Annotated in this window: 17 protein-coding genes; 10 read left to right on the forward strand and 7 right to left on the reverse strand. The window is 44.7% G+C overall.

The window, feature by feature from the left end; translation table 11 throughout:
* The first annotated feature begins 461 nt into the window (after positions 1–461).
* From clpB to V7Q13_RS17305, 9 genes are all read left to right on the forward strand, one after another.
* Complete coding sequence (clpB, locus tag V7Q13_RS17265) at positions 462–3,074, forward strand: ATP-dependent chaperone ClpB (protein ID WP_333801915.1); 2,613 nt, start codon at positions 462–464, stop codon at positions 3,072–3,074.
* Between the two features lie 151 nt (positions 3,075–3,225).
* Positions 3,226–3,591, forward strand: coding sequence for a hypothetical protein (locus tag V7Q13_RS17270; protein ID WP_333801916.1), 366 nt, complete (start codon positions 3,226–3,228; stop codon positions 3,589–3,591).
* A gap of 112 nt (positions 3,592–3,703) precedes the next feature.
* Positions 3,704–4,825 (forward strand): efflux RND transporter periplasmic adaptor subunit, encoded by a 1,122-nt coding sequence (locus V7Q13_RS17275; protein ID WP_333801917.1) that lies wholly within the window; start codon positions 3,704–3,706, stop codon positions 4,823–4,825.
* Positions 4,826–4,853: 28 nt separating this feature from the next.
* A complete protein-coding gene (locus tag V7Q13_RS17280) occupies positions 4,854–8,009 on the forward strand; it encodes an efflux RND transporter permease subunit (RefSeq protein WP_333801918.1) in 3,156 nt (1,051 codons plus the stop codon).
* Positions 8,010–8,013: 4 nt separating this feature from the next.
* A complete protein-coding gene (locus V7Q13_RS17285; RefSeq protein ID WP_333801919.1) occupies positions 8,014–9,444 on the forward strand; it encodes a TolC family protein in 1,431 nt (476 codons plus the stop codon).
* Between the two features lie 143 nt (positions 9,445–9,587).
* A complete protein-coding gene (locus V7Q13_RS17290; RefSeq protein ID WP_333801920.1) occupies positions 9,588–10,628 on the forward strand; it encodes an LLM class flavin-dependent oxidoreductase in 1,041 nt (346 codons plus the stop codon).
* A 62-nt stretch (positions 10,629–10,690) separates the two neighbouring features.
* Positions 10,691–11,740: a bifunctional diaminohydroxyphosphoribosylaminopyrimidine deaminase/5-amino-6-(5-phosphoribosylamino)uracil reductase RibD gene (gene ribD, locus V7Q13_RS17295; protein ID WP_333801921.1), complete on the forward strand. Its 1,050-nt coding sequence runs from the start codon at positions 10,691–10,693 to the stop codon at positions 11,738–11,740.
* A 41-nt stretch (positions 11,741–11,781) separates the two neighbouring features.
* Positions 11,782–12,390, forward strand: coding sequence for an IMPACT family protein (locus tag V7Q13_RS17300; protein WP_333801922.1), 609 nt, complete (start codon positions 11,782–11,784; stop codon positions 12,388–12,390).
* A gap of 9 nt (positions 12,391–12,399) precedes the next feature.
* Positions 12,400–13,284, forward strand: a complete 885-nt coding sequence (locus tag V7Q13_RS17305) for an SDR family oxidoreductase (RefSeq protein WP_333801923.1) — start codon at positions 12,400–12,402, stop codon at positions 13,282–13,284.
* Between the two features lie 3 nt (positions 13,285–13,287).
* Here V7Q13_RS17305 and ctlX read toward each other — a convergent pair whose 3' ends face one another.
* Together ctlX and V7Q13_RS17315 are read right to left on the reverse strand one after the other, a co-directional pair.
* Entirely contained in the window at positions 13,288–14,202 is a 915-nt protein-coding gene (gene ctlX, locus V7Q13_RS17310; RefSeq protein WP_333801924.1) for a citrulline utilization hydrolase CtlX, read from the reverse strand.
* 196 nt (positions 14,203–14,398) lie between these two features.
* Complete coding sequence (locus V7Q13_RS17315) at positions 14,399–15,856, reverse strand: arginine deiminase family protein (RefSeq protein WP_333801925.1); 1,458 nt, start codon at positions 15,854–15,856, stop codon at positions 14,399–14,401.
* A 363-nt stretch (positions 15,857–16,219) separates the two neighbouring features.
* Between V7Q13_RS17315 and V7Q13_RS17320 the strand changes: the two genes are divergently transcribed.
* The gene (locus tag V7Q13_RS17320) at positions 16,220–16,450 is read left to right on the forward strand and encodes a hypothetical protein (RefSeq protein ID WP_333801926.1); all 231 of its coding nucleotides are present in this window, start codon (positions 16,220–16,222) and stop codon (positions 16,448–16,450) included.
* Between the two features lie 145 nt (positions 16,451–16,595).
* On the opposite strand, the gene V7Q13_RS17325 is transcribed toward V7Q13_RS17320, so the two are convergent.
* From V7Q13_RS17325 to V7Q13_RS17345, 5 genes are all read right to left on the reverse strand, one after another.
* On the reverse strand, positions 16,596–18,185 hold the full coding sequence (locus V7Q13_RS17325; RefSeq protein ID WP_333801927.1) for a VWA domain-containing protein: 1,590 nt from the start codon (positions 18,183–18,185) through the stop codon (positions 16,596–16,598).
* Complete coding sequence (locus tag V7Q13_RS17330) at positions 18,175–19,944, reverse strand: AAA family ATPase (RefSeq protein WP_333801928.1); 1,770 nt, start codon at positions 19,942–19,944, stop codon at positions 18,175–18,177. Before V7Q13_RS17330 ends, V7Q13_RS17325 begins: the two co-directional genes overlap by 11 nt.
* Before the next feature lie 264 nt (positions 19,945–20,208).
* Positions 20,209–20,883: a dual OB domain-containing protein gene (locus V7Q13_RS17335; RefSeq protein WP_333801929.1), complete on the reverse strand. Its 675-nt coding sequence runs from the start codon at positions 20,881–20,883 to the stop codon at positions 20,209–20,211.
* A 1-nt stretch (position 20,884) separates the two neighbouring features.
* Positions 20,885–21,364, reverse strand: coding sequence for a DUF488 domain-containing protein (locus V7Q13_RS17340; protein WP_333801930.1), 480 nt, complete (start codon positions 21,362–21,364; stop codon positions 20,885–20,887).
* Positions 21,365–21,366: 2 nt separating this feature from the next.
* The gene (locus tag V7Q13_RS17345; protein WP_333801931.1) at positions 21,367–21,921 is read right to left on the reverse strand and encodes a DUF488 domain-containing protein; all 555 of its coding nucleotides are present in this window, start codon (positions 21,919–21,921) and stop codon (positions 21,367–21,369) included.
* Between the last annotated feature and the right edge of the window lie 127 nt (positions 21,922–22,048).

The following is a 22,048-nucleotide window of genomic DNA, read 5'->3' on the forward strand; positions in this document are numbered from 1 at the left end:
TACTTAAAAAAAAGAATGCTAGGAGTATGAGACTCTTCATAATATGACGCACAACACGTAAATATATGATACTATTTCAAAAAACGCCTAATGAAACATTATTGATTTTCAATGTTATAGCGTTATACATTTTGTATTGTTATTAGTACAATCTACCCGGTTATACCTTTTGTATTGTTGCAGTACTGCAACCTTTTTAAAGCCCTCTTTTTCATCGCCCAGCTACCATCCCTAAACCGCCAAACCAACAGCAACCGGCTGCTGCTCCCATCAACCACCAACTACTAACCATCAACTACCCGCCACCCACCATTCCCGCCTTTTTTTCAGGTCGTCATATTTGCTTCTGCCGTTCAGGCTGCTTTTGTGTACTACTGCTGCCAGTATTGCAGCAAAACAGAGGCTGGTTTGAGGTTTGATGCATTTGGTTTGTCCATCCGTATCAATACAAAATATTACATATGAACCTCAACAATTTCACGATTAAAGCGCAGGAAGTGGTGGCTGCCAGTCAGCAGTTGGCCTTCAACCACAGCAGCGTCAACATCGAAACCGAACATATCCTCAAAGCCCTGCTCGATCAGGAAGAATCGCCGGTGGAGTTCTTATTGAAAAAGAACAACGTATCGGTGAACGTGCTGCAAAGCAAGCTCGACGAAGCCATCCAAAAATTGCCCAAAGCGGGGGCAGGTGCTACGCCGGCACAATCCATTGGCCGCGATGCCAACACCGCAGTACTGCGGGCAGGCACCGTGCTCAAAACTTTTGGCGATGAATTTGTGGCACCCGAACACCTGCTGCTGGCCCTGCTGCAAGGCAGCGACAGCACCGCCAAAATGCTGAAAGAAGCCGGCCTTACCGAAAAGGGTTTTGTAGCAGCGGTGAAAGAATTGCGCAAGGGTGATACCATTCAATCGCAAACACAGGAAACACAGTTTAATGCGCTGAACAAGTATGCCAAAAACCTCAACGAAATGGCCCGTCAGGGCAAGCTCGATCCGGTGATTGGCCGCGATGAAGAAATTCGCAGAACGCTGCACATCCTCAGCCGGCGCAGCAAAAACAACCCCATACTGGTGGGCGAACCCGGCGTGGGTAAAACCGCCATTGCCGAAGGCCTGGCCATGCGCATTGTAAATGGCGATGTGCCCGAAAACCTGAAGAGCAAAATCATATATGCCCTCGATATGGGCCAGCTGATAGCCGGTGCCAAATACAAAGGCGAATTTGAAGAACGCCTGAAAGGGGTGGTGAAAGAAGTAGCCAGCAGCGATGGTGAAATCATTTTGTTTATTGATGAAATACATACGTTGGTTGGGGCTGGCGGTGGTGAAGGTGCCATGGATGCTGCCAACATTTTAAAACCCGCACTGGCCCGTGGCGAACTCCGTGCCATTGGAGCTACCACGCTCAACGAGTACCAGAAGTTTTTTGAAAAAGACAAGGCACTCGAAAGGCGTTTTCAAAAAGTAATGATTGAAGAGCCCAGTGTGGAAGATGCCATTTCTATTTTGCGGGGTTTGAAAGACCGCTACGAAACGCACCACCATGTACGCATCAAAGACGAAGCCATTATTGCGGCAGTGGAGCTGTCGCAGCGCTACATCACCGATCGTTTTTTACCCGATAAAGCCATCGACCTCATTGATGAAAGTGCGGCCAAGCTGCGCCTCGAAATGAACAGCATGCCCGAAGAGCTCGACAAGCTCGAACGGCAGATACGCCAGCTGGAAATTGAGCGGGAAGCCATCAAGCGGGAAAATGATGAAGCCAAGCTGAAAGAACTGAATACCGAAATAGCCAACCTGGCGGTAGAGCGGGATACGTTTAAAGCCAAGTGGCAGCAGGAAAAAGAAATTGTAGAAAAAGTACAAAACGCCAAAGCGGCTATTGAACAACTGAAGCAGGAAGCCGAGCAGGCCGAACGCAACGGCGACTATGGCCGTGTGGCAGAAATACGCTACGGCAAGGTAAAAGAGCAGGAAGAATTGATTGTGCAACTGTCTGCACAGCTGGATGCCATCAGCGAAAAGCGATTGCTGAAAGAAGAAGTAGATGCCGAAGACATTGCCGAAAACATTGCAAAAGCCACCGGTATACCCGTGAGCAAAATGATGCAAAGCGAAAGGGAAAAACTGCTGCATCTGGAAACAGAACTGCACCACAGAGTAGTGGGGCAGGAGGAAGCCATTACGGCCGTGGCCGATGCCATCCGCCGGAGCCGGGCAGGCCTCAGCGATCCACGCAAGCCCATTGGTTCATTTATCTTTTTGGGTACCACGGGTGTGGGTAAAACAGAGCTGGCCAAAGCGCTGGCCGAATACCTGTTTGATGACGAAAGCATGATGACCCGCATCGACATGAGTGAGTACCAGGAGAAGCACACGGTGAGCCGGTTGGTAGGTGCGCCTCCGGGCTATGTAGGGTATGATGAAGGTGGACAGCTCACCGAAGCGGTGCGCCGCAAACCTTACAGTGTGGTGCTGCTCGATGAAATAGAAAAAGCTCACCCCGATGTATGGAACGTGCTGCTGCAAGTGCTGGATGATGGCCGCCTCACCGACAACAAAGGCCGCATGGTGAATTTTAAAAACACCATCATCATTATGACCAGCAATATTGGCAGCCACCTCATACAAGATGCTTTTGATGGCGTGGATGAAAACCATTTGGAAGAGGCCAACGAAAAAGCCAAGCTGGAAGTAATGCAGCTGCTGAAGCAAACCATTCGCCCCGAGTTTTTAAACCGGGTAGATGACATCATTATGTTCCAGCCGCTGATGCGTAAAGAAATCCGTGGCATCATTCGCATACAGTTGAAAAACCTGCAACAACTCATTGCCGACAGCGGCATTGAATTGCACTTCAGCGAGTATGCTATCGACTATCTGGCAGAGAATGGCTACGATGTACAATTTGGTGCACGGCCACTCAAACGGTTGATTCAAAAAGAAATCATCAACCAGCTGAGCAAACGCATTTTGGCCGGTGATATTGATAAAACAAAACCGGTATTAGTAGATGTGTTTGATGGTGTGGTGGTGTTTCGGAACGAACATCCCGAAAAGTTATAAGACGCTAATACATCCTTAAATAGCCTTGCATCCGCAGGGCTTTTTTTATTTGTCGTCAAACAAGGGCGGACAAAAGATGTTAAGAATTTCTTTATGGTTGGCTGTCCAAAACCGACAGTATCAATTCTGGCTATCTTCGCCGCACTTTTTTATGAAACAACTGTTGACCATCTTTTTACTATTGGTGCATGTAAATAGTGCCATGCTGCTGCCACAGGTAGAAGACCAAGGCATGGCAGGTACCATAGGTAGTACCTGCGATGTGGTGAACAGTGTATACGAATGGGTAGATGAAACACTGCTCGATCATCACGATTCATCTACACAAGATCATCACGATGTCGATGATGGTTTGCAAATAGAAACAGCCATTGCTGATGACTTTTGCAGCAGCCTATTTTATATTGCGCAACTCGATTCTCCATCGGTTTTTACCAGCAATCATAATGCCAAAGCCAATGCGGCTGGAGCATTAGAAATGAGTTACGAACTCAATACGCCTCCTCCGGAAGCTTAGTTGTATTTATCCTCGATTTTATTAAAGGATGCACAGCCAAGTGTTGTGACTCCGGTGCTGTATTTATGTTTTACAGCATTCCTTTTCATCAGATACTTACAACTAATCAACCATGCATTTTATACAGCGCAATAGCTGGTTTCCGGCTATGGCTATCGTGTTATTGCTGAACGCTTGTTCGCCCAAGCAAGAACAGGATACTGCCGCTCCGCAAAAATTTACAGTAGTTACTCCCGAATTGCTCGACACGGTGTATGCCCGTGAATACATTGCCGAAATTCAATCGGTACAAAACGTAGAAATCCGCTCCCGGATGGATGCGGCATTCATTGAAAAAATTCATGTAGATGAAGGCAAGCCTGTGCAGGCAGGCCAACTCTTATTTACCCTTACCAGCCGCCGCTACCGCGAAGAATTATTGAAGGCCAATGCTCAACTCAAGAGTGTGCAGGCCGAACTGAAAGTGGCAGAAGTAGAATTGAAAAACACCAAAATGCTGGTGGCCAAAAACATTGTGTCCAACTCCGAACTGGAAATGGCACAAGCCAAAGTAGAAGCCATCGAAGCGAAGATTGAAGAAGTGAAATCTTCCATCTCCATAGCCCGTGTGTACCTCTCATTTTCTGAGGTACGGGCACCATTCAATGGCGTTATCAACCGCATTCCCAACAAGCGGGGTAGTGTGGTGCAGGAAGGTGATTTGCTCACCACTATTTCCAACAACGATGAAGTGTTTGCTTACTTCAATATGTCGGAGCAAGACTACCTGCAGTTTCAAAAAAAGAAAGACGATGCCCATCACAACGAGGTGGGATTAGTGCTGGCCGATCAGCAGCGTTTTCCGCACATGGGTAAAATAGAAACCAACGAAAACGAAATTGATATCAGCACGGGCAATATTGCCTTTCGTGCACGGTTTGCCAATCCACAACATTTGCTGCGCCACGGTTCTACCGGCAAAGTGCTCATCAACAGTGAGCTGAACGATGCGTTGGTGATTCCGCAAAAATCGAGTTTCGAAATTCAGGAAAAAACATTTGTGTATGTAGTGGATGCCAACAACACAGTGCGGATGCGCAATGTAGAAGTGAGCCATCGCTTTCCGCACATGTATGTCATCAGTGGTGGTCTTTCAGTAAAAGACCGCATTATTTACGAAGGCATTCAGCAGGTAAAAGAAGGTGACAAAATTGTACCTCAGCAAACATCATTTTCTGCCATGGCCCGTCGCTAAGCAGTACACATTTCAACTTACATAAGGCATGACTGAAAAATTTATACACCGGCCGGTGTTGTCTATTGTCATATCCCTCATCATTACGTTGTTGGGTGTGCTGGCCATGACGCAACTACCGGTTACGCAGTTTCCTGATATTGCACCACCCGAAGTAAACGTAACCACCAAGTACACCGGTGCCAACGCCGAAGCCTGTGTAAAGGCTGTAGTTACACCTCTCGAAAGAGCCATCAACGGTGTGCCCGGTATGGCGTACATGTCATCGGTGTCTGGCAACGATGGTACCAGTGTGATTCAAATCATTTTTAAAGCCGGTACCGACCCCGAAGTAGCAGCGGTAAACGTGCAAAACCGTGTGTCATCTACGCTGGATGAATTGCCCGAAGAAGTAATTAAAGCCGGCGTACTGGTAGAAAAAGTGCAGAACAGTATGTTGATGTACCTCAACATACTCTCCACCGATTCGGCCATGGATGAAAAGTTTTTGTACAACTATACCGATATCAACCTGCTGCCCGAACTGAAGCGGATTGATGGTGTGGGTTTTGCCGACATCATGGGCATGCGGGAATACGCCATGCGGGTGTGGCTAAAGCCCGACCAGATGACAGCCTACGATATTTCTACCGAAGACATTGTACAAAGCCTGAAAGGCCAAAACGTAGAAGCAGCACCGGGTAAAATTGGTGAAGCTTCCGGCAGATCGCCACAGGCACTGCAGTATGTACTGAAGTATACCGGTAAGTACAACACCGAAGAGCAGTACGAAAATGTAGTGCTGAAAAGCAATGTAACCGGGGAAGTAGTAAAACTGAAAGATGTAGCCGATGTAGAATTTGGTTCTTTGGAATACGACGTTATCTCCAAAGAAAACGGTAAGCCATCAGCAGCCATCATGTTGAAGCAGCGTCCTGGTAGTAATGCCAGTGAGGTGATTGCCAACATCAAGAGCCGCATGGCCGAGTTGAAAACATCTTTCCCTGCGGGGATGGAATACACCATCAGCTACGACGTGTCTTCCTTTCTCGATGCCTCTATTGATGAAGTAATCAAAACGTTGGTGGAAGCCTTCTTACTCGTAGCCTTGGTGGTGTTCATCTTCCTGCAAGATTTCCGTTCTACCATCATTCCGGCCATTGCGGTACCGGTTTCCTTGGTGGGTACATTCTTCTTCATGCAGTTGCTGGGCTTCTCCATCAACCTCATCACGTTGTTTGCATTGGTGCTGGCCATTGGTATTGTGGTAGACAATGCCATTGTGGTAATTGAAGCTGTGCATGCCCACATGGAACATTCCAAAATCGGGCCCCGCAAAGCCACCGAAAAAGCCATGCGGGAAATTACCGGCGCCATCATTGCCATCACGTTGGTAATGGCAGCGGTGTTCATTCCGGTATCGTTTATGTCGGGACCAACGGGTGTGTTCTACCGCCAGTTTTCATTGACGATGGCTATCTCCATTGTACTCTCCGGTGTGGTTGCCTTAACGTTGACACCGGCACTCTGTGCCACCATGCTCAAGCGGCATCATCACAATCCAAAAGCTAAGCGTAATTGGTTGCAGCGTTTCTTCGGCGGCTTCAATACCTGGTATGAAGGATTGTCGGGCAAATACAAACGCCTCATCGAAATCATTGCCAACAGGAGGGTAATTACTTGGGTAACGATTATCGGATTTACGATGGGCACCGGCTTGTTTGGTTCGATATTGCCTACAGGTTTTATTCCCAACGAAGACCAGGCGACGATTTATGCTAACGTAACCACGCCTGCCGGTGCTACCCTGGAGCGTACCGAGCAGGTGGTAGATGCCATTCAGCAAACAGCACAGCAGATAGACGGTGTGGATGCCGTGAGTACGCTGGCGGGTTACAGTGTGCTCTCAGAAGGTACGGGTGCAACCTATGGTATGAACCTGATTGGCTTGAAAAAATGGCACGAAAGAAAACTCACCGACAAACAACTGATGGATACCCTGCGGGAAAGAACCAAACACATCAAAGATGCCCGCATTGAATTCTTCTCGCCACCACCGGTGCCGGGCTATGGCAACTCGAGTGGTTTTGAAATGCGCCTGTTGGATAAAACCGGTTTCGGCGATTTGAAGTACCTAGAAAAAACGGCAGCTGAATTTGTGAAAGTGCTCAACGAACTGCCCGAAGTAGCCAACGCCTTTACCACGTTTGATGCCAGCTTTCCGCAATACATGGTGAGTGTAGACAATGTGAAGGCGGCACAGAAAGGTGTGATACTCGCTGATGTACTCAGTACGCTGCAAGTGTTTTTGGGTAGTGAATACGCCACCAACTTCATCCGCTTCGGACAAATGTATAAAGTGATGGTGCAGGCTTCGCCGGAATACCGTGCCAAGCCCGAGGACATCATGAAGTTGTATGTGAAAAACAAGGACGGAGAAATGGTGCCAGTATCAGCATTCCTGCAAATCAACAAAGTGTACGGTCCTGAGCAGGTAACCCGCTACAACATGTATCCTTCGGCAATGGTTAACGGTGAACCGGCGCCGGGTTACAGTAGTGGTCAGGCATTGGATGCGATTAAAAAAGCAGCGGCCGAAAAACTACCGAAGGGCTTCTCTTACGACTGGGCTGGCTCCAGCCGTGATCAGGCCAACTCGGGCAACGAAGCCGTGATCATCTTCCTGATTTGTTTGGTGTTTGTGTACCTGCTGCTGGCAGCGCAATACGAAAGTTTCCTGCTGCCGATGCCGGTTATTCTTTCACTGCCTACTGGCATTTTCGGTGCCTTCCTTTTGCTGTGGGCACTCGGTTTGGAAAACAACATTTACGCACAGGTAGCTATGATCATGTTGATTGGGTTGCTGGGTAAAAACGCTATCCTCATTGTAGAGTTTGCTTCACTGCGCCACCGTGAAGGACTGCGGCCCTTGCAGGCAGCCATCGAAGGTGCATCGGCTCGTTTGCGCCCCATCCTCATGACTTCTTTCGCATTCATTGCCGGTCTTATTCCGCTCATGCTGGCATCGGGTGCAGGCGCCATCGGCAACAAAACCATCGGTACTGCCGCTGCAGGCGGTATGCTGTTTGGTACTGTGTTTGGTGTCATCGTTATCCCCGGTCTGTATGTGATTTTCGCTACGCTGGCCGAGCGGTTTGCCAAAACAGGACGCAAGGAAGAAAAACCATTTACCGAAGAAATATAACATCATGCAATTGAAAAACAGCAATACACAATGGGTGATAGTGGGCCTACTCTTTCTGTGGGCTTGTGCACCGGTTTTACCTAAAATGCCTGAGGTAGAACAGGCGCCAACAACCTACGGTGAATGGACAGATGCAGACACCAGCAATAGTGGGATACTCAGCTGGCGCAATTTTTTTACCGATAAACATTTGCATGCGTTGATTGATACCGCCATGCTGTACAACCCCGATTTGCAAATAGCCAATCAACGTGTGCTGATGGCCAATGCAGATTTATTGCGCAGCAAAGCGGCCATGATACCGACACTCAATGCCAACCTGTCGCCGGCCATTCGCCGCTATGGTTTGTATACGATGGATGGAGCGGGCAACATCAGCACGTTTATTCAACCGGGTAAAATAGTACCGATTAACCTGCCTGATATTTATGTAGGCCTGCAATCATCTTGGGAGGCCGATGTGTGGGGCAAACTGCGCAGCCGCAAACAAGCAGCTACAGCCCGCTGGCTGGCCAGCAATGAAGGCCGCAACTGGATGACCACGCAAGTGGTATCCAACATTGCGCTGCACTACTATGAGCTGCAAGCCTTGGACAATATGCTGCGCATAGTTGATGAAACCATTTTGCTGCAGGAAAATGCGTTGAATATTGTGCAAGTACAAAAAGAAGCTGCTGCAGCCAATCAGTTGGCGGTTGAGCAGTTTGCTGCGCAGTTGCTTAACACAAGAGCCATGAAAACCCAATTGCAGCAGCAGGTGGTAGATCATGAAACGGCAATGCAGTTGCTTTTAGGTAAGTTTCCCGGTACCGTAGTACGTGATACTGCGAATTATTTGGCTTCTGCAATTCCTGCTATGCAAACCGGTGTGCCTGCTATGTTGTTGCGTCAGCGCCCCGATATCAGGCAGGCCACGTATTTGCTGGAAGCAACAAAGATGGATGTGCAAGCCGCCAGAGCTGCGTTTTTGCCCGGCTTCAACATCACAGCTGCCTTCGGTTATCAGGCCTTTCAACCCAATTTATTGTTTCGCACACCCGAGTCTATGGCGTATGCTTTAGCCGGTAGTATTGTAGCGCCTATCCTCAACCGTGGTGCCTTGAAAGCAGAATTTGCTTCGGCCAATGCCCGACAGATTGAAGCCTTGTATCAGTACCAGCAAACGGTACTGACAGGTGTGGCAGAAGTGTTCAACGAAATGAAGCGTTTGCAAAACCTGGAGCAATTGTATCAGCAGCGCAATGAACAGGCCAAAGTGTTGACGACTTCTATTGAAACAGCTTCTGCATTGTTCCGTTCCGGCAGAGCCACATATCTGGAGTTGCTCATCAACCAGCAAAATGCGTTACAGGCAAGGCTGGAAGTGATAGCTGCAAAAAAACAACAATGGCAAACATCAGTGAATTTGTATAAAGCACTCGGCGGTGGCTGGTAGTCTTACCGGTACCCGAGGTCGCAGTTGGTTGTTAGTTAAGGAGAGCCCCTTCGCAAGAAGGGGTTTCTTTTTTGTGAAAAGGAATGCAAAGCTTTGTGAGCAGCGCAATTGCTGAACTATGTTTGCAGCAAATTGAAGTACAGATGGAACTCGGAATCGGCATGTTTGGCGACAATCATTTTACTCCCGATGGCAAGGCATTGCCTACTGGTCAGCGGTTGCAAGAGCTGTTGGAAGAAGTAAAGCTGATGGATGAAATAGGCGTTGACTTTTTCGGTATTGGCGAGCATCACCGGCCCGACTATGCGGTATCTGTTCCTGAAATTATTTTAGCTGCCGCCGCCAGTGTTACCAAACGCATCAAGCTCGGTAGTGGCGTTACCGTGCTCAGCTCTGCCGATCCGGTGCGGGTGTATCAGCAGTTTGCTACCATTGATTTACTCTCCGGCGGACGAGCAGAGATTTGTGCAGGCAGGGGTAGTTTCATCGAATCTTTTCCGGTGTATGGATATGATTTGAAAGATTACGAAACCTTGTTTGAAGAAAAGCTGGATTTGCTGGTAAAAATCAATCAGCAGGAACGCATTACCTGGAAAGGAAAATTGCGGCCGGCCTTGAACAATCAACTCATTTTACCAAGGGCTACCAACAATCATTTGCCCATATGGGTAGCAGTGGGCGGTACGCCAGAATCGGTGGTACGTGCAGCCCGTTTGGGACTGCCAGTCATCTTCGCCATTATTGGTGGCAATCCGAAACATTTTCAACCGCTGTTTCAATACTATCGGGAGGCGTGGCAGCACTTTGGTCACGACCCTGCCAAGTTGCAGGTAGGCGTACACATGCATGCATTTTTTGGCAAAAATAGTCAGCAGGTTGCTGATGCCTATTACCCGCATTATGCGGCGCAAATGAACAGGGTAGGTGCCGATCGTGGTTGGGCGCCTTATCAGCGCAATCAGTTTGAAGCAGGCCGCAGCAGCAACGGGCATTTGCTTATTAGTGATGCACAAGAAGCCATTGATAAAATTTTACAAATGCAGGAACTGTTTGGCCTTACCCGTTTTTCGGCACACATGGATGTGGGCGGGCCATCGCATCTTGCATTGATGCAATCCATCGAAATTTTCGGCACAGAAATTATGCCGGCTGTAAAAGCGGCATTGCACACTGCTGCTGTGTAGGTTGGCCAATTGCCTGCCTGTCTTTCTGATGAGCAACCCTTTGAAGGACTACATTTGCAGCAATGACCATCGACGAACAATTCATGCATCGCTGTTTGCAACTGGCCGTAGTAGGAGCGGGCCATGTAGCACCCAATCCGATGGTTGGCGCAGTGCTGGTGCATGATGGCCGCATTATTGGTGAAGGTTACCATCAGCAATACGGGCAGGCACATGCCGAAGTGAATTGCCTGGCATCGGTGCAGCCGAATGACCAGCATTTGATAGCAGAAAGCACCATGTACGTAAGCCTGGAGCCCTGTGCTCATTTTGGTAAAACACCACCCTGCACTGATCGGCTCATTACTGAAAAAGTAAAACGCGTAGTGATAGCCTGCCGCGATAGCTATGCAGAAGTGGATGGCAAGGGCATGGCGAAACTGCAAGCAGCAGGCATTGATGTTACATGGGGTGTGTTGGAAAAAGAAGCGTTACAACTCAATCGGCGTTTCTTCACGTATCACCAGCAACAGCGGCCATACATCATGTTGAAATGGGCTCAATCTGCCGACGGATACATTGGTGAAACAGAAAAAAACATTGCTATTTCCAATGCCATCAGCAACCGCATGGTGCATCGCTGGCGTAGCGAAGAAGCAGCTATTATGGTGGGCACCAACACGGCCATCACCGACAATCCAAAACTCAATAACCGCTACTGGCCCGGGCTTTCTCCGCTGCGGGTAGTAATAGATAAACAACTGCGCATTCCTGCAACGCATCATTTACTGAAAGATGAGCAGCCCACGTTGCTGTTCAATTGTCTGTTGCAAAAAATACACGGCAACAAAGAATGGATTCAGTTGAAAGATGATGTTCATTTTTTGCCACAGCTACTGCAGGCATTGCATAGCCGCGGCATACAAAGTGTATTGGTAGAAGGTGGCCGGCAATTGTTGCAATCATTGATAGATGCACAATTGTGGGATGAAGCCCGCATCATCACGAACACTGCATTGCTGCTGGGCAGCGGAGTGGCGGCACCAACACTGAAAAATGCAACACACAGCGAATCACCCCTTCAACTTCAGCAGGATAGCATTCTGGTATTTTACCGGCACACAACAGCATAGCTTTTATTGGAGATACGCAAAAACAGGAACAGCAAACGAGCATGAATTTTTACTACAAAACCATTGCCAAAGAAGGCTTCGCAGAATTCAAAGACAGGGGTAGCCGTTTTCTGGCTTATGCCTATCCCATTGAAACGGCAGACGATTTCAAAAAGAACCTGGCAGCTCTCAAAAAAGGACATCCCAAAGCAGTGCATCATTGCTTTGCGTACCGCATTGGGTTAGACAATTTGCTGTTTCGGGTAAGTGACGATGGTGAGCCATCCGGCTCTGCAGGCCGCCCCATACTCGGGCAGATAGACAGCAAAGGACTGACCAATGTGATGATTGTAGTGGTTCGGTATTTTGGCGGCACATTGCTTGGTGTTCCCGGTCTTATTAATGCGTATAAAACCGCAGCATCACTGGCGTTGCAGGTAACACCCGAAGTAGAAAAAGCCGTTGAAAAAAACTACCGCATTCATTGCACCTACGATTTGCTGAACGATGTAATGACAATTTTAAAGCAAGTAGGTTGCACTATTCATAACGTAGAGCAATCCTTGTTTTGCGATGTGCATGCAGGCATTCCGCTCAACCGGTTGGACGCAGTGCTGCACAAAATCAAAGACATTCACACGGTAGAAATAACTGAAGAAAAAACAAAGTAAAAGTTGGGCATGCGTATTCTCATTACAGGCGTTTCAGGTTTTGTAGGCCGACATTTGGTCAGTCGGTTGTTGCAGCAAAATGATGCCGTTGTTGCCGGTACAGGTCGTGCAACTAAACGCCCCGAACATTTGCCAGCGCAAGTGCAATACCTGCCGCTAGATTTGCTCCATCCCGTAGCTGTGCTCGATGTGGTTGCTGCTTTTCAACCAGACATCGTCATCCATAGTGCAGCCATGAGCAAGCCCAACGATTGCGAAGAGCAACAAGCACTTTGCTATGCGGTAAATGTACAGGCTACGCAGCATGTGGTAGATGCCTGTAAAGTATGCAACTGTAGACTGCTTTTTATGAGCACCGACTTTGTGTTTGGCGATGATGGCCCATTTGCTGAAGACGATGCATACAATGCTGTCAACTATTATGGCCAATCAAAAGTGCTGGCAGAAGGGTTGGTAAAAAACTCCGGCTTGCCATGGAGCATTGTAAGAACGGTGCTGGTGTATGGTCCGCATTTGCCCGGTTTGAACCCGACTTTTCCGCTGTGGGTGTGGGGCAATTTAAAAGAAGGCAAAACCATTCGGGTGTTTACCGATCAATATCGCACAGCAACTTATGTAGCTGATTTGACGGAAGGAATAACCAGCATAGTTGTACAAAAAGCCACCGGTGTGTTTCACTTGTGTGGCGAAGAAACCTTTACACCATTTGACATTGCACAGCTGGTAGCAGCACATGGCAGCTTTGATGCGCAACTGGTGCAACCCGTTACCAGAGCGGAATTTGCGGAGCCTGCCAAAAGACCCATTCGCAGTACCTTGCACATAGCAAAAGCAAAAAGCGAGCTGGGTTATGCACCCCGTTCGCTTTCGCAGGTTTTACCATTACTGTTTTAAAAATTATTGCAGCGGCAAATGTACTTCTGCTATCATGCAGCGGGCACTACCGCCACCGTTGGTTTCAATGGTTTGTAAAGAAGAATGCAATATGCGGTTGTAGCCTTCCAGTTGTTGGCGTTGCGCATCTGTCAGTGCTTCGTATGCTTGTGACGACATCACCAGTATTTTCTCACCCGCTGCATTGTGCACCTGCAACATGTTGCCGGCAAAATGATTCATTTGTTCCCAAGTGATAGGGATGACTTGTTTGCCAGATGCTTCAATGGTTTTCACCACTTCGTTTTGTTCGATGTGGTTGGTAATGCTATCAAGGCAAATGACTACATATTTGTCGGCCACACACATCATCACATTGGTGTGGTAAATGGGTTGATGATGTTGATCGACGGCAGTAAATACAACGGGCTTGTATTGCAGCCGGTCGCAAAAATCTTGCAACACGCTACGGTCGGTGCGGGGGGCGAGGCAGGCATACGCAATACGGTTTTCTCTGTCGAGTACCATGCTGCCTGTACCTTCTAAAAACAGTTGCTGCGCTTCGTAAGCCGTGAGGTCTATTTGCTGCACAACTTTGAATTTAGTTGCAACAGTTTCCAGTACATGGGGCTTTCTTTCTTGCCTTCTGTTTTCTGCAAACATAGGGTAGAGCACTACAGTGCCATCATCATGAAAAGACACCCAGTTGTTAGGAAAAACAGAATCGGGTGTATGAGGTCTTTCAGTGTCTTGTATAACCGTTACATCTACACCAGCATTACGCAGTTTATCTACAAAAGCATCAAACTCTGCAATGGCTTGCTGTTGTACCCGTTGCTGGTCTGCATCCGCCACCTGAAAAGCATTGTTGACGGCCGTTTCAGCATTATAACCAAAACGAACCGGGCGTATCATGAGTAAGTGATTGGTTGTTTGCATCAAATACAATTTTTGGTTTGGGGTTATTCGTTTTTGGTTCAGTAAGTGATGCTTGCTGATTTAACATGTAGGATGTTCATGTAGTATACAATGCTTGCATAAAAAATCAGCTACTGAAAATGGAGCTGATTGAAAATGCGAACCACAAACAACAAACCCCAATTCACAAACCAAAAACTAAAAACAACAAACAATGTTAATCAATCTCATCCCGCAACAACGGCATGCTCATGCAATGGAAACCTCCACGAGCACGGCTCAGTTCTGCCGAAGGCATTAAGATGAATGTGTCTTTCAGTTGTTCGGGGCTGGTTTTGCCGGCTTCAAAATCTTGCAGCAAATCGGCCACATGCACCACATTGAAACCCGCATGCTTAAAGGCATCCACGGTTTTGTCGTTGCGGTCGTAGCCCAGCACCACACCTTCTTTTATGGCCAGCAGGTTGCAGCTATCCGTCCATTGCTCACGGGCATCGTACGGAAATTCATTGTTGCCGCTGTAGATGAATTTTACTTTTTCCTTGCAGCCCAAATCGTTTTTGCTGATGTCTTCCAGCAAGGCTTCGAGGTTATCGAAATACACGGGTTTGTCCAGCTGCTTGTGGTGAAATTGTATCAGCGAAATCTTTTCATCTTTCTTGGGGGCATTTTCCAATATGCGTTCTACGGGGTCTTCGTCCAAACGCTTCACTGCTTTTTTGGAGAAGTTGCCGAGCATCACCCACACGTTTCTTTTTACCTGTGTAAATACCGTGTCGATGTGCATGTAGTCCCGCTTTTTAGGAATGCGTACCACGGTTACTTTCTTCACTACTTTTTCTTCAAACAGCAGGTTGATGGCCTGGTGTGCTGCTTCCCAACTGGTGCGTTCACTTACTCCAATCAGCAGGTGGTCTTTGCTCACCACCATTACATCGCCACCTTCCAGCGTTACCTTTTTTTCGCCACCTTCTTTGGGGTTCAGAAAATGATGATGCTTTTCTGGTATCTCTAAAATCTTGCTTTGAAAAGCGGCAAACAACGGATGGTTGAAGAAAATGTATTTGGCCAGCAATGCTTCACGGGTGCGGGCTTGTCGGGCAGGTTTATTCAGCAATACATGGTCGCTAATAACGATGCCAATATCTCTGGTGAAAATGAAATTGGGAATGGGAGCGAAGAGCATTTCATTGTCGTCGCTGGTGCCGCTGATGAAGAGCTTAGCTAACGCATCGGCATCGAGTTCCATCATGTGCATTTGCGTAGCGTAGGCCACGCCTTCCAATGCACACACAGAGGCCACGAGTTTTAGTTTTGTTTTCTGATTGTTCAAGATGTCGGCCAGCAGCCATTGCAGCTCAATCACCTTGTCACTTTTGAAAAAATCTTTGTGCCCGGGTTTGTAAAAGTTGCGTTTGCGCTGTGGGGCATCAATGGCGCTGAGCTTGCCTTTTACTTTTTCGGGGTCGAGAAAATAGAGCAGCACTTTGGTGTAGTAGTCGTACTCTTTTCTGCGAATGGTGTCGAGGTGAACAATGTCTTCAAATAGCCAGTCTTGTGCTTTGGACGGAACAACTTTGCCCAGTCCGCTATCGGGACTGTGGACCAGCAAACGGCGCAATGTGCCAATTTCTGAGGTCACCATCAATTGTGGTGTTGTAGCTTTTTTAGCCATACAATGGATTTCGTGAAACAATATCCACCTTTCCGTATCCGGTCTTTGAAAAAAGGCTATTCAGTGGGTGCTGCCCGAAAGGAGGAGAACAGGGCAACAAGAACAGCAGGCGACCGGAGGGCTAAATTAGGGAATTGGGCATTCGGAAGAAAGGAAATTTGGGAAAGGAGGGGGCGGCATGCTGTTTGATACTAATTTTTTAAGGGAGGCTTCATGTAAGTGCAGGGCAGAAAAAAAAGCCGACGGCTCCCAACCCGGCCATGGGGCCGGCAATGTGGCTACCAACTTTGTATTGGAGAAGAGGCTAACGTTAAGGTGCTTGGCGTTCGGGCGGGATTTTAACCACTAAAGTAAAATAGAAGTATGAAAGATGAATTAACCACAAATGCTGATGCAGGGCAAGTCGCCCCGCCTGACGCAAAACACTTGTTATCGGCTGTGGCTTCTATCGAGCAAATCGAAGAAGTCGCAAGACAATATTTTGAAGTCAAATATCCTTTAATGGACTTGACGAATGATGACGATAAGTGTGAAATTGATTGGTGGGATATGTTGCAGTTTGTTCAGCACGTTCTGTCCTGCCATTGCCGATAACGTTTTGGCGCTTGGCGCAGTGGGGGATTTCGGAGCACTTCACTATCAACCAAGCACAAAGTTTGATAGAAGCACTGCACTTCAATTAACCACGTCAGCCCCCATTGCGGCAAACGGCTGTTACCGGCTGGCATTCTGTCTGTCGTCATAGTTCGTTAATGTTTTTAATGAGTGTCAATACGCTGTTTGGATTGTTTAAGTCGTAAAACCAATTACTGTCAAAGTCCTTAATTGTCGCTGGATTTTGGCTGTTACCAATTACCAAACTATGAAATTTTGTTTTGTTGTCTTTCGCTGATTTTACTTGGTCTTGTGTTGTTTTGTCAAATGCAGACATCACAAAGTCGGAAACCATTATCACGTCTGCCTTTTTAAAGTCCTGAGTTGTTAACATTCTAAGTGCTTCTCTCATAGCAGGAGTTGCGTCTGTTCCACCGTGAAAACTCATTGAAAGAAAAGAAATTATTTTATCCAAAGAGTTTTTTAAATCTGTCAGGTTAAGCGTTTCAATACCTGTCGAAAACGAAATGAGATAACACTTTCGGTTATCACGAATGGCGATTTTCAAAATGGCGAAACAAAGTGTCTTGGCAACTGTTTCAGGTGTTCCGTGCATTGAACCGCTCGTATCAACACAAATGATAAAAGGCCCTTTAGCTTCTTCTTTTCCCTTTTGTCGTTTGTCCTGAAATTCTTCTTCACGGTATGAGAGCATTTTTGCTTGATACTCGAATGTTTGCAGTTTCTTTTCTGCAAACTTTTTGAAGAAAACAGATTGCATAGTTTCGTCAGCAAGTAATGCTGTTTCAGACGGTAGCAAACTGCTTAAATCATCGCTTTCGTGAATGCCGATTAAGTCCGCTTTGCTTGCGTGTTCAACTTTCCATTCTGGTTTTAATTGAATGTTTGCAAAAAGCTCTTCTTCAAACTCTTTTTCAGCTTGTCGCATTTTGCCAAGCATTTCGGCAAGTTCTTTTAATGATTTGTCTCTCTGCAAAAGTTCAGCATACCGTTTTAAAATATCAAGATTTACTCGTTGCCAATTTCCTTTGCTCATATCCCAAAGCCGTCCTAATTCTTTAGTAAATGGCTCAAGTGCTTCTTGCAATTTTTTCAGTTCTTCAATACGCTTGTATAATTCTTCACAGAATTTTTGCCTTTGTTCTTCTATTTGGTCAAGTTCCCATTTTGTTTGTTTCTTGTAAAGTAATTCGTCCCACTTTTCATTGAAGTGTTCTTTTACACTTTCAAAACTTGGCTTGTCTTTATCGTTTTTATTTTTTTCATCCAAACTTTTGGCAAACTCCTTTTCATAAAAAGTAACATCAAGCTCCTTTTTGTCATAGTTGTTCTTAATCGTTGGATTTACTTTCTCCCATTTATTTTTGAATTCAGACCTTTTGCTATGTTCAAATTCTTGCTTTAGCTCTATTTCATTTTCAAAAGGATTCTCAGTTTTATTTAATTGTTTCTTGGTCTTATTTACGAAGTCAAGAATATCCTGTGTTATCTTTTCAGCAAGTTCAGGGTCTTTTGAACACAATTCTTTCATTGTGGGATTAGAGAGAATTTCATTAATAGCAGTAGCAAAATTATCAGTATCAGCATTGGCGAAGCCAATGCCGATTTCTGATTTCTTTTGCAACTGAAAATAAACGCTTTGAGCTAACTTTCTTCTAGTTACTTCATCTGCAATTGAACCGAATGTTTCAAACCTATCGAATTTATTGTCCATTATCTAAGCGGTTTTCGATAGCTTCTTTAAGTTCATTATATAGGTCTTCATCTATGTCAGTATTGTTTAAGTAGTAATCCATGTCGTTACTTAGAAATTCATGAGAGTTTGTAATCTCGTGATTTTCCAATTGTTCGAAAATCCATTCTTCAAATTCGTCTGTCAACTCTGAAAGGGCAAAATCGCTTTTCCCATTTGACAAACTAAGTAATGCAGAATCAATGAAAACATCATGTTCGACATTTTCGTAAAAATGCTGAATTCTACTCACTTCAACTTCCAATTTTTCAATTTCATTTTGAAGTTGTCTTAAGTTGTCTTCGACAATTTCTGCATAGGATTCATTTACAAACAGATTTGTTCTAATATGCTTTAAGTCATTACTTTTAAAACTATCTATTCTTGATTTGAGGTTACTTGCTGTTGTGAGAACTACTTTTACTCGTTTATCCCAATCTTTTTTAACCGCAGGGTGTGGTCTTTTAGTTGCAGGTTTTTCACTGTCTGTTGTTTCAATTTTTCGTAGTTGACCATCATGAACAATGTTGTTGGGCTTGTTGCTTAATTTAATCCTGAAATTTTGCGGGTAATTTCTTCTTTGCCAATCATCACTTGAATTTTGATAGAATGTTACATTAGTGTAGTCGTCACCTAATTGATTATAGTCTGAAATTTTTATAAGAGGTCGGTTAAAGCCTTCAATGAAATAGAAATGCTGATAATAAATTTTGGGTATTTGAACCTTTTTCATGTGACTTGTTTCTTCAAGCACTTCTTTCCAAAAGTCTTTCAACTCGTCTGAAATTGAACTTATATTTAATGAAAGATTATATCCGTGTTTTTGGATAGCGTCTCTAACAAACTGAGAAACAGCTTGAATTTGTTCTGTCTCATTCCAAAGACAATCTTTAATTAAAAAGCAATCCATTAAATCAACTGTTTTCCTGTCATTGAGAAATGCAGAAGTCCGAAGAAGTCTAACAATTTTTCTCCACCTACGGTCTGAAATGTAAATCGGATTTTGTTTGTTTTCTTCTCGCTGATTGTTTTGGTCTATAAAACTCCTGATAACGTGAATTACATTGAACACATTTTCAGGAATTTCTATTTCGTCAATTTGTTTGTTCCACTTTTTGTATTCGTCATCAGAGATTTTCAATGCTTCACCAACGGTGTCTCTGTATGAGTTCAATGTCTTTGAAATCATGTCATTGAAACTCTGCTTGTCCTTTATTCCATCAACAATTAAGCGAACAAGAAATCTGTCCCAAAGGGCTTCAAGTCCTTCGCCTTTGCTTGGCAATTCGTTTGAAGCTGAAATAAGTGCTTTCATTGGCACTTGAATTTCTTGCTCTCCGTTACGGTAAATCTTTTCGTTAAGAACAGTCAATAAAGCGTTTTGTATTGAAGGTCCTGCCTTCCAAATTTCGTCAAGGAAAACAACCGTTGCTGTCGGTAAGTAATTTTTTACAATTCTCTCGTATTTGTCGTGGTCTTTAAGTTGAGAAATAGAAACGGGTCCAAATATTTCGTCTGGCGTGCTGAAACGGTTCATAAGATATTCAAATGAACTGCCGTCTTTGTATGCGAATTTAAGTCGTCTTGCAACTAAGGATTTTGCTACTCCTGGTGCACCTAAAAGAAAAATACTTTCTCCTGCAACCGAAGATAGGAGTGATAAAGCGATTACTTCTTCCTTTTCAATCACTCCGTCATTTAGTCGTTTGAGTAGTTCTGTGATTTTGGGTTTTACTGTCATCTGTCCAAAAATATTTTTGTTTGTTTAATGTATGCTGTGACGTTGTTTATGCTTGCCGGTAACGTTCGAGTATTTGCGAAGGCAGGGAATTCATTGAACGTCCAGCCCGGAACAAATGCCCAGTTGAAAATATGTTGTTGAAGTTATGAACTAAAGCTGAACATTGAACGTCGAGCCCGAACCGCTGCTGATACTTGCACATAGTTGATGGTACAATGTCCAGCCCTGCTTTTGCAAATACTTTTGTTGGGCGTTCGTTTTTTGTCAGAATGGTAAATCGTCAGCAATTGGTGGTACTGGTCGATTGTTTTGTTGCCCGTTAATGTACCAGCCAGACAGTTGCAAATAATAACCTCTTGGTGCTGTGATTTCTGAATTTTCAGGTGGGAATATTCTTGAAAGTGAAACTCTTAAAATTGTGCCTGCTGGAATTGTTGCGATTGTATCTTGATAACCAACATAACTTATGTTACGATAATTATTTCCATTAGGATACCTGAAACGTGTTTTGCTGTCAAAGGTTACTCGTATAAGGTCGTGGTCGGCAGTCCAAAAACCAACACTTTTGTTTGGCATTTGTCCACCGTAAGGAATATAGCCTGACCCACTATTTGTCCATTGAAGAAGTCTGCCAAACAAATTGTTGATATGCCCGTTCCAATCAATGATATTCCTTTGTCGAATGAAGTTTGGCATATTGTCAACCCTTCTTAAAAATGATTTTGCAGAAATGATTACATCTTCAATGTGTGGTGGTTGAAGTATTGCTCTATTTGTAAAGGTTAAATCCCAAATATCACCAACTTCAAAATCCGTGTCTGTTGGCTGATTATAGTTTCCGTTATTCAATAGCCTTACATAGCGATTGTTTGAAAGAACAAGTCCTCCAACGCAAGCATTATGTGACATATGAGTTTTAGAAACTATTAAAACCTCCATTTTACAAATGGGTTATTTTGTAATTGAAATTATCTGCTAATTTATTAGCAACAATTGACCTATGACAAGCCTCTGGATGTTCTTCGACACAAAAGAGTGCAATTTTGTTTGCTCCAATATTATCAAGGTTCTCAAAGAATTTTTCAAAGTTAAAGTTGCCCAATATTTTATTTTTATATTCAATTACAAAAACCTTCCCCAATTCTTGCCTTTCACTTTTCAATTCGCCTCTTTCAGCGTCTATTTCTTTTTGTAATTCTCGAATTTCTGTTGTTGGTGCTAAATCTTGAATATAACCATACTTAATGCCTAAGTCATTTAATTTCTCTTGAAGTCGATTGCTGTTTACAAAAGAGTATTTTGCTCCTCTAACACCTCTACGCTGCCTTATGTCGCAAAATGTATCAATATTATTTTGGGTGAGTTTATCGAAGAATTCGTTTTCTGTTGAGTTGTAAACTCCAATTGTGAAGAACTCCATATTTATAGATAGGCTTTTCTTGATGTAACGTTTATTGGGTTACCGAACAAATCAATTGCAGAAAGCCCTTTATTAAGTTCATTTATTACAGTTGCTTGGTCTTTAACTTTTCCGTTTTCGTCAATGTGTTTTAAAATAATATTGTCTGTGTTTAAAACCTTGCCAATTAATTTACTTCTGTGGCATTCACAAGGCTTACTTTCGCTACACATAATAACAACATTGATATCTTTATTGTAAGCTGTTTTTAATCTTTCAATTCCGCTAATGAAAAATTCCTTTGTTTTTACTACTTCGTAATCAACTTTTCCTTCACTGTCGTAACAAGATGTGTCTTTGGGTCTGCCACCAATATTGTCGCCCATAAAAACATACTTTATTCCATTACGCTCCAAAAGAAATTTAAGGTCATTCTGATTGTACTGTGGGTTGAATTTCGAATATGGTTGTGAACGAACATCAATAAGGTATTCAATGCCAAATTCCTTCAGCAAAGCAAGAAAGTCCTCTGACTTTCTATTGCCGTGTCCGATAGTATAAAGTGGCTTTTTTGTCATACCTCAAAAATACGAATAATTTGTCTTTTGGATGCTCTTTAATTAACGGACTGTCGCTTTAAAATGACGCCCAACGGTTCTGGTATTTATGAAGGGCGGGATTAGATGTACAAAAGTTAAGCTTTGC

This window comes from Phnomibacter sp., from assembly GCF_036803085.1.
Taxonomy (GTDB): domain Bacteria; phylum Bacteroidota; class Bacteroidia; order Chitinophagales; family Chitinophagaceae; genus Phnomibacter.